The organism is Curtobacterium sp. MCBA15_009 (assembly GCF_001864895.1).
Classification (GTDB): Bacteria; Actinomycetota; Actinomycetes; order Actinomycetales; family Microbacteriaceae; genus Curtobacterium.
This window is the reverse complement of record NZ_MJGO01000005.1, coordinates 38,796-53,473: the sequence shown is the minus strand read 5'-3', so window position 1 is coordinate 53,473 and position 14,678 is coordinate 38,796. Positions and strand designations below refer to the sequence as shown.

At 72.4% G+C, this 14,678-nt stretch carries 10 protein-coding genes; 5 read left to right on the top strand and 5 right to left on the bottom strand.

Going from position 1 to position 14,678, the window contains the following annotated elements:
* Positions 1-184: 184 nt before the first annotated feature.
* From BIU97_RS02310 to BIU97_RS02300, 3 genes are all read right to left on the bottom strand, one after another.
* Entirely contained in the window at positions 185-2,677 is a 2,493-nt protein-coding gene (locus BIU97_RS02310) for an MDR family MFS transporter (RefSeq protein WP_071296974.1), read from the bottom strand.
* Positions 2,678-2,935: 258 nt separating this feature from the next.
* A complete protein-coding gene (locus tag BIU97_RS02305; protein WP_071296973.1) occupies positions 2,936-4,180 on the bottom strand; it encodes a glycoside hydrolase 5 family protein in 1,245 nt (414 codons plus the stop codon).
* A gap of 13 nt (positions 4,181-4,193) precedes the next feature.
* Positions 4,194-5,234, bottom strand: coding sequence for a LacI family DNA-binding transcriptional regulator (locus tag BIU97_RS02300; RefSeq protein WP_071253634.1), 1,041 nt, complete (start codon positions 5,232-5,234; stop codon positions 4,194-4,196).
* Positions 5,235-5,356: 122 nt separating this feature from the next.
* Here BIU97_RS02300 and BIU97_RS02295 point away from each other — a divergent pair, with 122 nt between their 5' ends.
* The 5 genes from BIU97_RS02295 to BIU97_RS02275 are packed head-to-tail and all read left to right on the top strand — an operon-like array spanning position 5,357 to position 12,040.
* Positions 5,357-6,646, top strand: coding sequence for an ABC transporter substrate-binding protein (locus BIU97_RS02295; protein ID WP_071296972.1), 1,290 nt, complete (start codon positions 5,357-5,359; stop codon positions 6,644-6,646).
* A 28-nt stretch (positions 6,647-6,674) separates the two neighbouring features.
* The gene (locus tag BIU97_RS02290; protein WP_071253638.1) at positions 6,675-7,613 is read left to right on the top strand and encodes a carbohydrate ABC transporter permease; all 939 of its coding nucleotides are present in this window, start codon (positions 6,675-6,677) and stop codon (positions 7,611-7,613) included.
* 31 nt (positions 7,614-7,644) lie between these two features.
* On the top strand, positions 7,645-8,499 hold the full coding sequence (locus tag BIU97_RS02285) for a carbohydrate ABC transporter permease (RefSeq protein WP_071296971.1): 855 nt from the start codon (positions 7,645-7,647) through the stop codon (positions 8,497-8,499).
* Positions 8,496-10,769 carry a glycoside hydrolase family 3 protein gene (locus BIU97_RS02280; RefSeq protein WP_071296970.1) on the top strand — a complete coding sequence of 758 codons (2,274 nt, stop codon included), beginning with the start codon at positions 8,496-8,498 and terminating at the stop codon, positions 10,767-10,769. Before BIU97_RS02285 ends, BIU97_RS02280 begins: the two co-directional genes overlap by 4 nt.
* A complete protein-coding gene (locus tag BIU97_RS02275) occupies positions 10,757-12,040 on the top strand; it encodes a glycoside hydrolase family 125 protein (protein WP_071296969.1) in 1,284 nt (427 codons plus the stop codon). Before BIU97_RS02280 ends, BIU97_RS02275 begins: the two co-directional genes overlap by 13 nt.
* A 7-nt stretch (positions 12,041-12,047) precedes the next feature.
* Here BIU97_RS02275 and BIU97_RS02270 read toward each other — a convergent pair whose 3' ends face one another.
* Both BIU97_RS02270 and pgm read right to left on the bottom strand, forming a co-directional pair.
* Positions 12,048-12,959, bottom strand: a complete 912-nt coding sequence (locus BIU97_RS02270) for a hypothetical protein (RefSeq protein WP_139195865.1) — start codon at positions 12,957-12,959, stop codon at positions 12,048-12,050.
* Between the two features lie 33 nt (positions 12,960-12,992).
* A complete protein-coding gene (pgm, locus tag BIU97_RS02265) occupies positions 12,993-14,612 on the bottom strand; it encodes a phosphoglucomutase (alpha-D-glucose-1,6-bisphosphate-dependent) (protein WP_071296968.1) in 1,620 nt (539 codons plus the stop codon).
* Positions 14,613-14,678 lie beyond the last annotated feature (66 nt).

The window sequence follows — 14,678 nt, the reverse complement described above, 5'->3', positions numbered from 1 at the left end:
CCGCAGTGCCGCAGTGCCGCGGTGGCGGTGCATGTGTGTGCACCGTGCGACGGAGCACGAGTCGATCGACACGTGCTCCGTCGCAGGATGCTCACGCACCGGATGCACGCGCATGTGACGACGGACCACGAGCCGATCGACGCGTGGTCCGTCGGAACATGCACCCGCAAGGAGTGCAGGGCGCCTACTCGGCCGAGTGCCGCCCGTGCGGGTGCGTGTCATCGGACACCGGAGCCGACGGCGAACCCGAACCCGGAGCCGACTCCGCAGCCGGCGCCGGAGCTCCGGCGACGTGCGCGGCGTGGGTCCGGATCGCGCCGGTGGCGGTCGGCGGCTCGTCCACCGGTGCCGCGGCCGAGTGCGCACCGTGCGTGGTGGCGTCGGGCAGCGGGGCCCGGGTGTCGTCCGGCTCGGAGCGGGTGTCCGACGGCAGGACGGACACGTCGCCGGCGCCCGCGGAACGGGCCGATCGCGGCTGCGCCACGACGTCCGGCGAGGTCGGCACGGCATCGGCACCTGACGAGGCGACGGCGGCCGGGACCCCCGAGGCACCAGACCCGCCCACGGCGCCGGACCCACCCGAGGCTCCCGACCCGACCGGGGCGGCAGCGCCCACGCTCGGCCCGGGGCCGGCGACGGTGTCCGCGGTGCGTGCGGCGTCGGCCTGCTCCTGCAGGGCCGAGGTCTTGCGCAGCGGTGGCACCCGGAAGAACCAGGTCAGCACGAACGCGAGCAGGATCACGGCGAGCCCGACGTAGTAGACGCGGACGGCCGAGTCGCTGAAGCCGACCAGGAACGGCCGGGTCAGCCGCTCGTCGGCGCCGTTGAGGAACGAGGTGTTGCTCGTGGTCGCGTTGCTCGACGAACTCGCGCTCGTGTCGCCCCGCTTGAGCTGCTCGATGAGCGACGGGGCGACCCCGTCGACGACGTTCTGGCGCTGCGACCGGTTCGAGTAGTCCACCTGCACCGAGCCGTCGACGACCTCGGCGTCCGCCTTGGCGGCCACCGCCTCGAGCGCCTTCTGCTCGGCGGCGGGGGTGGCGTCGTCGACCTGCTGCGCGATGACGGTGTCGGCTGCGGCGGCCGGGAGCGTGCCCGCGTCGACCTGCTCCTGGACGGCGGCGGTGACCTGCTCCGTGACGGCCCGGTCGGCGGACTGCTTCGCCTGCGCGGCGGCCTTGTCGAGGCCGTCCTGCACGTTGCGCTGCACCGGGTCGACGATCTTCGACCAGATCTGGTCCATGACGCCCTCGTTCTCCGAGGCGCTGGCGACCGACGGGGTGAGCGCGGCGTTGAGCGCACGCTTCAGGTCGCCCTCGTTCTGCATCGCGGCCGTGATGTTCGTGGGCATGAGCGTGAAGAGCACGGAGAGCAGGACGGCGGTGCCCATGGTGCCGCCGATCTGGCGGAAGAACGTCGCGGCGCTGGTGGCGACGCCGATGTCGCGCGGGGAGACCGAGTTCTGCGCGGCGAGGGTCAGGGTCTGCATGAGCTGGCCGAGGCCGAGCCCGATGAGGAACATGCCCGTCATGAGGAACCACAGCGGACGGTCGGCCGTCAGGAAGGTCAGGACCGTGAAGCCGACGGCGGTGAAGGCGGTGCCGGTCACCGGGAACACCTGGTAGCGGCCGGTGCGCGAGATGATCTGGCCGGAGGCGATCGACGAGATCATCAGGCCGAGGACCATCGGGAGCATCGCGAACCCGGACTCGGTCGGTGTGACGCCCTTCACGATCTGCAGGTACAGCGGGATCGTCAGCATCGCGCCGAACATGCCGAAGCCGACCAGGACGGACAGGATCGCCGCCATCGAGAAGACCCGCGAGCCGAACAGCTTCATCGGCAGGATCGCGTCGTCGCCCATCGCCCGTTCGACGATGATGAACGCGATGAGCCCGAGCGCTCCGATGGCGTAGCAGGCGAACGCACCGGGGGAGTCCCAGCCCCACTCGCGGCCCTGCTCGGCGATGAGCAGCAGCGGCACGAGGGTGACGATGACGAGCGTCGCGCCCCACCAGTCGATGCGGGGCTTGCCGCGGTCGCCGAACTTCGGCAGGTGCAGGAACGTGAGCACCATGAAGAGGGCGATGATGCCGATCGGCACGTTGATGAGGAAGACCCAGCGCCAGCCGGCGATGAAGAGCAGCTGGTCGGCTCCGGCGAAGACACCCCCGACGAGCGGGCCGATCACCGACGAGATGCCGAAGACCGCCAGGAAGTACCCCTGGTACTTCGCGCGCTCGCGCGGGGCGAGCATGTCGCCCATGATCGCCAGCGGCAGGGACATGAGGCCACCGGCACCGAGGCCCTGCAGCGCGCGGAACCCGGCGAGCATGAGCATCGAGGTCGAGAACGACGCGGCGAACGACCCGATGATGAAGATCGCGATCGCCGTGATGAACAGTGGGCGGCGGCCGAAGATGTCGGAGAGCTTGCCGTAGATCGGCGTGGTGACGGTCGACGCGATGAGGTACCCGGTGGTGACCCAGGCCTGCTGGTCGAGGCCGTGCAGGTCGTCGCCGATGGTGCGGATCGCGGTGCCGACGATCGTCTGGTCGAGGGCGCCGAGGAACATGCCGGCCATCAGGCCGTAGATCACCAACAGGATCTGTCGGTGGTTCATCACGACGTTGGACGCCGTGGTGGGGGCCGCGGGTGCGGTCGCCGTCTGGGTCATGAGCAGGGTCTCCCGGTCCGGTGCGCTGGCGCACACGAATTTTGCGCTGCGTGCAAAGTTACAGCAGCCGCAACGTGCTCGCGCCCGTGGGTTCGGCTTCCTGAACGGATCGGCAGGGATCTGCACGGGTGGCACCGAGGGACGCGCCGGGGGCACCCGATCGGCATCACCGTACGCCTGGTCCGCTCCGCCGGTGCGCCGGCTCCGGACGTCGGCGCGCGGCGTGGACGGACGGCCGGGAGGCCCGGCTCGGCCCCGTCAGACCGCCGCGGGTTCCACGACCCGGGTCACGCCCCGTGCCGCCAGCTCGGTGGGGTCGGCTGCGGTCCGGCTCGTCACGACCGTGACCGCCTGACCGGCGGCACGGAGGCGGTGCCACTGCTCGAACACGGCGCCGCCCGGGGCCAGGTCGGAGCGGCGCAGGGGCAGGTCGGCGTGGTCGACGTCGACCACCACGGCGCTCGTGCGCGGCGTCGGCGCGGGTGCGGCGCGGCGTGCGTCGGCGACGACCTCGGCGTAGCGGCGACCGAGCGGCTTCACCCGGTTGTCGACGTCGAGCAGGCCGAGCGAGTACTCGAGGTCCTTGAAGTCCCCGAGGTCGCGGGAGACGTCGTGCGAGCACCACCACGTCACCGCGTGCAACCGCTCGGTCGTCAGGGCGGCCGCCACCGTGCGCTCGAGGAACTCCGGCATCTCGGACTCGGCGAGGTGCCGGTCCGGGGCGCCCACCTCCTGCAGCCAGACCGCCCGGTCGGGGTCGGTGGCGAAGGCGCGGGCGAGCTCGATCATCCACTCGGCGTGGCGGACGGACTCGTCGGACAGCGCCCCGTAGCGATCGGCGACCCCGTTGAAGATCCACGAGTGCACCGTCGTGACGTCGCCGAGGCGGCTGGCGTGCGCGGGGACGAACGGGTGGCCGTCGCGGTACCAGAGGTGGTCGTTCTCGGAGTGGGTGACGACGTGCCGCGGGTCCTTGTCGTGGGGCGCCCCGAGCAGCGACGTCAGCCAGTGCGTCACCTGGTCGGTGTCCGCGGGCATCGCAGCGGGGTTCGGCGGCTGGAACTGGTTCAGCTCGTTGCCCAGGGTCAGGCCGGTGAAGTTCGGGCGGTCGCGGACGGCGTCGTACACGGCGGCGACGAGGGCGGCCTGCGCGTCGATCGCCGGCTGGTCGGTGAACATGTTGCCGTCGTGCCAGTTCACGAGCCAGGCGGGCACGAAGTCGAAGCCGGACATGTGCCCCTGCACGACGTCGACACTGGCGTCCAGCCCGAACTCGGCGGCGAGGTCGACCACGAGTGCCACGTCGTCGAGCGCCCGGCGGCGGATCAGCGTGCGGTTCGGCTGCAGGGTGGGCCAGAGCGGGAAGAGCCGGACGTGGTCGAGCCCGAGCGCCGCGATCGCCTCGAGGTCGCGACGGACGACGGTCTCGTCGACGGACTGCCACTGGAACATCCAGTCGGTGGACGGTACGTAGTTGACGCCGAAGCGGGTGGCGGTGGTCATCGGTCTCCTTCGGTCAGGGAGCTGGGGTGGGCGCCGGTCCGGTCGACCCACGGACGTGCAGGGCGCGACCGCCGACCTCGGCGTCGGCGACCTCGTCGCCGCGCACGAGTCGTTCGACGAGCGCGACGGCGGTGCGGGCCGAGTCCTCGACCGGGGCGTCGAGCGCCGTGAGCGCGGGGCGGACGATCGTGGAGACCCACGAGTCCTCCCACGCGACGACGGACAGGTCGTCGGGGACGCGGACGCCGAGCTCGGGGGCGTGGGCGACCACCTCGGCGGCGATCGCCTCGCCGTCGAGGACGATGGCGGTCGCCCCGTCGAGCCGGGCGAGCAGGTCGGCGACGGGGTCCTCGGCGCCGGCGCGCCAGTCGAGCACGAGGGCCTCGACGCCCCGGCGCCGCGCGGCCCGGGTGAACCGGGCGTCACGCGCGCCCGTGTGGGCGAGCGCCGGTCCGTCGCCCACGCGGGCGATCCGCCGGTGGCCCAGCGTGCCGAGGTGGTCGAGCAGCGACTCGGTCGCGTCGGCGTCGCTGACGGTCACCGCGGGCACGGTGCTGCCGGGGATGGGGGCACCGAGCATCACGGCCGGTGCGGCGAGGTGCTGCAGCAGGGAGATGCGGGGGTCGTCGGTGCGGACGTCGACGAGCAGGAACCCGTCGACCCGCTGCTCGGTCCACCACTGGCGGTACACGGCGGCTTCGTCGTCGGCCTGCACGAGGGTCACCGACAGCGACCAGCCGATCGCGGCGAGCGGTTCGGTCAGCCCGGCGATGAGGCGCATCGTGAAGGGGTCGCGCTGGAAGGTGTCGCGGGAGCGGGCGAGCACGAGCCCGAGGCTGTGCCCGGCGTTGCCGGAGAGCTTGCGGCTCGCCAGGTTCGGCCGCCAGTTGAGGTCGTCGGCGGCCTTCCGGATGCGTGCGGCGGTGGCGGCCGACACGTTCGGTCGTCCGTTGAACACGTGTGAGACCGCCGACGTCGAGACGCCGGCGCGCTTGGCGACCTGCGCGATGGTCACGCGGCGTCGGTCGACGGCGCCGGCGGTGGTGTCGCTCATGCGGTCGAGCGTAGAGGCTTGACCACCTCGTGTAAAGCGGTATACGTTGCTCGTCACCTGAAGTACACCGCTGTACCGAATCGCATCGGGACCGCTCCACCATCCACTGCCAGGGAGGCACCGTGACGGACGGCATCAGCAGACGCACCCTCCTCGGAGCCGGGTTCGGCGCCGGCATCCTCGCGCCGATCCTGGCGGGGTGCAGCGCCCTCACGCCGGCGTCGAGCGGCCCGGGGACGCTCAGCGTGCACACCCAGCTCAGCGGCGCGGTCGCCGGCGCGCAGACGTTCACGGACGTCGTCGCCGCCTACCGCCGCCGTACGGACCGCCGGGTCGCCCTGCTCTCGAACGGGTCCGACCTGCCGATCGTCTTCGAGACGAGTTCCCTGGCCGGCAAGGAAGCCGACGTCGCGATCGTGAACATGGTCGGGCGCACGCTGTCCTGGACGGGCGAGGACGCCACGATCGACGTCTCCCGCTACCTCGACGAGTGGGACCTGCGCGACAAGATCATCCCGGAGGCGCTCGAGGAGTGGACCGACGACCAGGGGCGGCTCCGGGCGTTCCCGTTCACCCGGACGAACTGGCCGGTGTCGTTCAACACGGCGCTGCTCGAGGAGGCCGGCGTCAGCGAGATCCCGACGACCTCGGACCAGCTCATCGCCGCGGCCGACCGCCTGCGGGCCGCCGGCATCGGCCCGGTCACCGTCGGCGGGTCGGACTGGAGCGGGCAGAAGCTCCTCATGCAGGTCATCCAGGGCTTCGTCACCCAGGACGAAGCCGCGACGGTGTTCTCCACCGGCAAGATCTCGGAGAGCCCCGGGGCGGTCCGCGGCGTCGAGCACTTCGTCGAACTCCGCGACGCCGGGGTCTTCGTGGACTCGGTGCAGGGGTTCACCTCGGACTCCGAACTGACGCAGTTCACCACGCGCAAGGCCGCCATCGTCCCCGCGATGTCCTCCGCCCTCGCGCTGGTGTCGAAGGAACGCGCGAAGGAGGTCACGGTCGGCGGCTGGCCGGTGCCGTCGAAGGACGCCGCCATCGCGCACCCGAGCGTCATCAAGAGCTACAACGGCCACGGCATCTGGATCAGCGAGAACGGCCGGGCGAAGCTCGACCTCATCAAGCCGTTCGTGCAGTACCTGTACTCGTCGGCCGTCACGAGCGAGTTCGTCCTGAACTCCGGCCGCGACATGAGCCGGATCACGGACACCGTCAGCCGTGACTTCCCGCTCGTCGCCCAGGCGTCGAAGCTCACCGACGACCAGGTCACCCCGGTGATGCTGCCCGACCTGCTCGTGCCCGACTCGGCCTACGAACCGATGATCCGCGCGACGAGCCTGGCGTACGGCTCCGGCACCTCGGCCGACCGCATCATCGACCTCTTCGAGCGCGCCTACACGGCCGCCTGACCACCCGATCCGCGAGAAGGAGCTCCCCATGGCAGTGCTCGTCGAGGAACCACCCGTCCGGTCGGCGTCGACGCCGTCCGGCCCCGGCCGCCGGGGCAACCGTGCCGTCGGGACCGCTCGCGGCGCCTTCCCGACCTTCGCGGTCCCCGCGCTGGTCTGGTACGGCCTGTTCATGATCGGGCCGGTGCTCGCGATGATCATCATCGCGTTCCTCAGCTGGCCGGGCATGCTCGTCTCGCCCACCTTCGCGGGGCTCGACAACTTCCGGGTCCTGTTCTCGGACGAGACCTTCTGGGCGGCGGTCCGGAACAGCACCGTGCAGATCGTCGTCGGCTTGCCGATCATGATCGTGCTGGCGTTCCTGCTCGCGTTCCACGTCGTGCAGAAGCCGCGCGGGCACAAGGTGCTCCGCTACCTGCTATTCATCCCGGCGCTCATCTCCGCGCCCGCCACCGCGATGATGTTCTACGCGATGCTGAACCCCGACGGCCTGGTGAACGGCGTGCTGGCGACCGTCGGGATCGGGGGCAAGGCCTGGCTCGCCGATCCCGCCACGGCCCTCGGCGCGCTCATCGTGGTCGACCTCTGGGCCGGCATCGGCTACTCGGCGGTGCTCATCGCGAGCCGCCTCGACGGCGTCGACGCCGAGGTCGTGCAGGCCGCCCGGATGGACGGCGCCGGCTCGTGGCGGCTCGCCTGGGGCGTGTACTGGCCGATCGCCCGCGACTTCATCGGCGTCGTCGCGATGCTCCAGTTCCTGGCGATGCTGTTCAGCTCGGCGCAGAACGTGCTGCTCCTGACCCAGGGCGGACCGGGCACCGCCACCACGACGCTGTCGTACCTCGTGTACCAGAAGGCCTTCGTCGACACCGACCTCGGCTACAGCCAGGCGGTCGGCGTCGTCCTGTTCGTCCTCGGGCTCGTCGGGATGTTCGTCATCCGCCGGGTCCTCCGCAAGACCCACTGAGCCACTGAGCCACTGACCCCGGGAGACCACCATGGCGAAGCCCACCGCCGGCATCCGGCTGCGCGACCGGATCGGTTCCATCACGAGCGGCACCGTGGCGTGGATCTACGCCGCCCTGCTGATCCTGCCGTTCTACTACTTCGTCGTCTCGTCCTTCAAGGACAACGACGGCATCTTCGAGTCCCCGCTCGCCCTGCCCGCCTCGTGGGACCTGTCGAACTTCACCGACGCGATCCGGCAGGCGTCGCTCGGCCCGGCGATCGCGAACTCCGTCATCACCACGGTGGCGGCGCTCGTGCTGACGCTCGTGCTCGCGCTGCCGGCGTCGTTCGCCCTGGCCCGGGCGACCGGCCGCGCTGGTCGCGTCGTCGAGGCGCTGTTCTCGCTCGGGTTCCTCATCCCGTCGTTCGCGGCGCTGTTCCCGACGTTCCTGCTCGCGGCCGGCATGGGCCTGTTCCACACCCGGACCTTCCTCGTGCTGCTGCTGCCCGCGACCGCCATGCCGCTCGCGGTCGTCATCCTGACCCAGTTCATGCGGACGATCCCGCGCGAACTCGAGGAGGCCGCGTCGATGGACGGCGCCTCGGCGTGGCAGGTCATGCGGCAGGTCTACCTGCCGATCTGCATCCCGGGCATCGCCACCGTGCTGCTGCTCAACTTCCTGTCGTTCTGGAACGAGTACCTGTACGCGCTGGTGCTCATCGGCCCGGACACCGCGCAGCGGACCATCCAGGTGGCGCTCCCGACGTTGAAGGTCGACGCCGGCACCGACTACGGGATGCTCATGGCCGGCACCCTGTTCACCCTGCTGCCGGTGTACCTCGTCTACTCGATCCTGCAGCGCCAGATGCAGCGCGCGCTGGTGTCCGGAGCGATCAAGGGATGACCGGGCACCCGACCGCGACGAGCCTCGACGTGCGCGCCCGGATCGGGCAGGTCAACCAGCGGCTCAAGGGGTGGGAGGCCGTCCGCTGGGTCGACGGCCGCCCCCGCATCACCGATGTCCTGCGTGCCGAGGTCGACCGCTGGGGCGGCATCGGCGCGGTGTACGGCGTGCTCCGCGCCGACCCGTGGTCGGGCGTGCACTGGGGGAACGGCACCCCGCCCGAGCGGTCGGCCGAGGCGTACGCGGCCGTGCAGGAGCACGTCGTCGCCCACGCCGACGGAGGCGTCCCGACCCTCTTCGTGGAGGAGGTCCCGCACGGCCTGCAGGCCCTCGGCGGCACGACGGTGCCGGTGAACCTCGCCCTCGGCGCCGCGATGGACGAGCAGCTCGTCGAGGACCTCGCAGCCGCGGTCGCTGCGGAGGTCCGCGCGCGCGGCACCCACGTCGCGCTCGTCTCCGGGCTCGACGTGCTGCGCGACCCCCGCTGGGGGCGGAGCGAGGAGTGCTGGTCGGAGGACGCCGCCCTCGCGGCGGTCATGGTCGCCGCGACCGTGCGCGGCATGCAGGGCGGCGGGGACGGCCCGATCGACGGGCGGCACGTCGCCGTCGTCGCGAAGCACCTGGCCGGGCAGGGTGCCGGCATCGGTGGCCGCAACGGCTCCGGCGCGCCGATCGGCCGACGCGAGTTCGCCGAGGTGCACCTGCCGCCCGCCCTCGCTGCGGCGCGTGCGCACGTCGCCGGGTTCATGGCGGCATACAACGACGTCGACGGGGTGCCCTGCTGCGGCAACCACGACCTGCTCACCACGACGATCCGCGACGCCTGGGGGTGGGACGGGCTCGTGATGGCGGACGGCACCGCCGTCGACCGACTGCGCGACGTCACGCCCGACCCGGCCTCGGCTGCGGCGCTCGCGCTCCGGGCCGGCGTCGACCTGAGCCTCTGGGACGACGCCTTCACCCACCTCGACGAAGCACTCGACCGCGGGCTCGTGGACCTGGCGGACCTCGACCGTGCGGCCGACCGCGTGCTCGCCCTGAAGCGGCGCGTCGGGCTGCTCGGCGCGCCGCCGGCCCCGGTCGAGCACCGGACACCGCCGGAGCGCGCCACGGTGCTGCTCGCCGAGCGTGCGGCCCGGCGGGCGGTGGTGGCCCTCGGCGGGCCGCTCCCGACGATCGCCGCCGACGCCGTCGTGGCCGTCGTCGGCCCGAACGCCGACGACGTCGACGCGCTGCTCGGCGACTACGCGCCGCCGCGGCCGCCCGTCGACCCCGGTGCGTCCACCGTGCGCTCCGCCCTGGAGGCCCGGCTCGGCCCCGACCGGATCCGCACCGCCCGGGGCAGTCGCCTCCGCCACCCGCTGCCGGGCCCCGACGGGATCGCCGCGGTGGACGCGGCGCTCGCCGACGCCGACGTCGCGGTCGTGGTCCTCGGCGGGTCGAGTCGCCGCACCTACGACGACGGCTTCGAGGACAACGGCGCGGTCAGCGGTCCGGCACCGGACACGACGAACGGCGAGGGGGTCGACCTGGCCTCCGTCGCGGTGCCCGAGGCACAGCTCGACGTCCTCCGCGCCGCGCGGGGGAGCGGTCTGCCCGTCGTGGCGGTCGTCGTCGACGGTCGGCCGAGGGTCCTGACCGAGGTGCTCGCCCTGGCGGACAGCGTGCTGGTCGTCCCGTTCCCGGGACCCGCCGGCGGCGGGGCCGTCGTCGACGTGCTGCTCGGCGCCCCGGCCGAGGGGCGGCTCCCCGCGACCTGGCCCGGCGCGGACGGCGTGCTGCCCGTCGCGCACGACGAACGCCTCGAGACGGCGCGCGGCTACGTGGACGTCTCCGCGCCGCCGACCGTCACCGGTGCACCCGGACCGGGAGCCGGCATCCAGGTGGAACTGGCGGACGGGACCGACGCGGTGACGGCCGTGCGCCTCCTGGCCGGGGGCACGGTGACCGTCCCGGTGACGGTGCACAACGCATCGGACGCACCCCGTCGGGTCTCGGTGCCCCTGTGGGGGCGGCGGCGCGAACCGGGCGTGCGGCCGCGGCGTCGGCGGCTGCTCGCCCTGGTGACCGTGGACGTGCCGCCGGGCACGACCGTCGAGACCGCGTTCACCCTCGGACTCGATGCACTCGGCACGTGGGACGCTGGTCTGCGGCTCGGTGCACGGCCGCTCGACCTCGACTGCTGGACGGACGACGTGCTCGATCCGCCCGGGTCGACGCGGACCGTCCGCGTCACCGACGGACAGGAGGCAGTGCGATGGGTGTCGTGACGCAGGTGCGGCTCGAGGAGGTCACCCCGACCCTGGCCGCGGCGGCCGACCGGGCGCGGGCCACGATCGGCGTCGAGGTCGGCGACCGGGTGGAGCGCGCGCTCGTGCGGACCCTGCGCGACACCATCACGCTCGACGACGACGGCGCCTTCGTCATCACGGGGGACATCCCGGCGATGTGGCTCCGCGACTCGACGACCCAGATGACGCCCTACCTGCGCTTCGTCGCGGACGACGCGGCGCTCGCCGACCTGCTCTGGGCGGTCGTGCGCCGCCAGCTCCGGCTCGTCGAGCACGACCCCTACGCCAACTCGTTCAACCGTGAGCCGAACGGCGCGCACTACGACGAGGACGACCTCAACGCGGACCCGCTGGTGTGGGAGCAGAAGTACGAGGTCGACAGCCTCGCCTACCCGGTGACGTTCGCGCACGCGCTGTGGCGGGCGACCGGGCGCACCGACGTGCTCGACGAGCGGGCGCACCGGGTGTTCCGGACGATCGTCGCGCAGTGGCGTGCCGAGCAGGACCACGACGCGTCGGCGTACCGCTTCGTCCGCGATGGTGCGATCCCGACCGAGACCCTGGCGCGGGACGGCCGCGGCACCCCGGTCGCGGTGACCGGCATGACCTGGTGCGGGTTCCGCCCCTCGGACGACGCCTGCACGTACGGCTACAACGTGCCGGCGAACCTGTTCGCGGCCGAGGCGCTGCTCGCCGTCGCGGCGATCGCGCGCGAGGTCTGGGCCGACACCGGCCTCGCGGACGACGCCGACCTGCTGCGGAGCACGATCACGGACGGCGTCCGACGGCACGGCATCGTGCCGGGGCCGTCGGGGACGGACGTGTACGCGTACGAGGTCGACGGGCTCGGCGGCGTGCTGCTCATGGACGACGCGAACACCCCGTCGCTGCTGTCCCTGCCGCTGTCGGCGCCGTCGGTGGTCGACCGAGCGGTGTGGGCGGCGACGCAGGAGTTCGTCCTGTCGCCGGCGAACCCGTACTGGTCGAGCGGTGCTGCGGCGGCCGGGGTCGGCAGCCCGCACACGCTGCCGAACCGGGTGTGGCCGATCGCCCTGGCGGTCGAGGGACTCGTCTCCGGGTCGCCCGCACGGCGGCGGCAGCTCCTCGACGTGCTCGTGGCGACCGACGGCGGGACCGGCGACATGCACGAGGCGTTCGACGTCGACGACCCGACGCGGTTCTCGCGACCGTGGTTCTCGTGGGCGGACGCGATGTTCTGCGAACTGGCGCTCGCGGCCGCCGACGACTGAGCGGTCGTCAGGCCATCGCCTGCTCGAGCGCCTCCTGGAAGCGCTCGTCGACCTCGATGCGCATCGCCCCGGACTCCGGGTCGAACGACGACACGATGCTCACCTCGCCGTCGCGGGCGAACAGCAGCCGGTCGCTCAGCACACCGCCGGGTGCTCCCCGCGGGTCGGACACGAGCTGGACGAGTGCTCCCGCCAGCGTGTTCACCGCGGTCAGGCTGTCTGCGTCGCGGATCGGGACGGCGAGCAGCAGGTGCCGGTGCGGGATCGCGATGACCGCCCCGTACGGCAGCGCTCCGAGCACGGCGGGCAGGTTGACGGCCTTCGACGCGGTGAACAGCGACTCGCCCTCGACGACGACGAACCCGGGGGCGACCTCGCTCTGCTGGTCGACGGGCTCGTCGTCGCTGTTCAGCTGGCCGATCGCGAAGAGCTCGTCGATGCCGAGCGGCAGCCGGTGCACGGTCTCGGCGGAGAGCGTCGCGACGGTCGTCGGGAAGTCGACGCAGAGCGCCGCGACCACGCCCGGCACGAACGGCCGCGCGTAGGACAGGTCGATGCCGTCCGGACCCCGCTCGGCGAGCAGCCGCAGCCGGATGCGCTGCCGGAGCTCGTCGGGGGACATGTCCTCGGCCGCCGGGTCGCTCCGCGACGCGAGCATGGCGTCGAGGTGGCGTCGGACCGCGGCCTCCTGCGTGGCGGCGTCGGCCCCCTCGAGCATCCCCGCGAGGTTGCCGAACAGGTAGACCTGCCCGTCGGAACCGCGCAGCCGGGCGGCCGACGGGTCGTCCGCCGGCCCCTCGACCGTGGTCTCGACGCCCCGCTCGGCGAGCACGCGCCGCGCGAGCACGACGAGCGACGGTGCCGCTCCCGCTCCCGCTCCCGCTCCCGGTTCCCGCTTCTTCCGTCCGAACAACCCCATGACGTCCCCGTCCCCCTCGTGGTCCGCTCGTGCTCAGCCGCCGAGGGCGGCGTCCACGATCTCCTTGGCCTCGCGCTGCACCTGCTCGAGGTGCTCCTGTCCGACGAAGCTCTCGGCGTAGATCTTGTAGACGTCCTCGGTGCCGGACGGTCGCGCCGCGAACCAGGCGTTCTCGGTCACGACCTTGACGCCGCCGACGGCCGCGCCGTTGCCGGGCGCCTCGGACAGCTTCGCCGTGATCGGGTCGCCGGCCAGCGTGTCGGCCGCGATGGCCTCGCCGTCGAGCTTGCCGAGGCGGGCCTTCTGCTCCTTGCTCGCCGCCGCGTCCACGCGCTGGTAGACCGGGTCGCCGAAGCGCTCGGTGAGCTCGGCGTAGAGCTGCGACGGGGTCTTGCCCGTCACCGCGATGATCTCCGACGCCAGCAGCGCGAGGATGATGCCGTCCTTGTCGGTGGTCCACGCGGTGCCGTCGTGACGCAGGAACGACGCTCCGGCGGACTCCTCGCCGCCGAACGCCACGGAGCCGTCGATCAGCCCGGGCACGAACCACTTGAAGCCGACCGGGACCTCCCACAGGCGACGGCCGAGGGACTCCGCGACGCGGTCGATGATGCTCGATGAGACGAGCGTCTTGCCGACGGCGGCGTCGTCGCGCCACGCCGGGCGGTGCGCGTAGAGGTACTCGATCGCGACGGCCAGGTAGTGGTTCGGGTTCATCAGGCCACCGTCGGGGGTGACGATGCCGTGCCGGTCGGAGTCTGCGTCGTTGCCGGTCAGGACGTCGAAGTCGTCCTTCCGGGCGAGCACCGAGGCCATCGCGGAGGGGCTCGACGGGTCCATCCGGATCTTGCCGTCCCAGTCGAGCGTCATGAACGCCCAGGTGGGGTCGACGTCCGGGTTCACGACGGTCAGGTCGAGGCCGTAGTGGTCGCGGATGGCGTTCCAGTAGGGCAGGGAGGCGCCACCGAGGGGGTCCGCCCCGATCCGCACACCGGCACGCTTGATCGCCGCGATGTCGATGATGTTCTCGAGGTCGGCGACGTACGTGTTCAAGAAGTCGTAGCGATCCGGCGTGGCCTGCTCCGTGCGCTGCACCTCGGCGTTGCCGCCCGCGATGATCGCGTTCGCGCGGTCCGCGATCCAGCTCGTGGCGTCGCTGTCGGCCGGGCCGCCGTGCGGCGGGTTGTACTTGAAGCCGCCGTCGCGGGGCGGATTGTGGCTCGGGGTGATCACGATGCCGTCCGCCGTGTCGGCGTGGTCCTCGCGGTTGTACCGGATGATCGCGTGGCTGAGCGCCGGGGTGGGAACGTAGCCGTCCGCGCTGTCGGCCAGGACGTGCACGCCGTTCGCGGCGAGGACCTCGAGGGCGGTGCGCTCGGCGGGGGCGGACAGGGCGTGCGTGTCGCGGCCGATGAAGAGCGGGCCGTCGGTGCCCTGCGACCGGCGGTACTCGACGATCGCCTGCGTGATGGCCGCGATGTGGGTGTCGTTGAACGCGGAGTCGAGCGACGACCCGCGGTGGCCGGACGTGCCGAACACGACCTTCTGCTCGGCGACGGAGACGTCCGGCACGCGGTCGTGGTAGGCGGCGACGAGTGCGTCGAGGTCGACGAGGTCGTCTGCGGTGGCTGGGGTGCCGGCACGGTCGTTCATGGACCCATCCTGGCATCGCGCAGCCGCTCGCGTCCGGCCGGCACACAGCACGACGCCGCCCGGCCG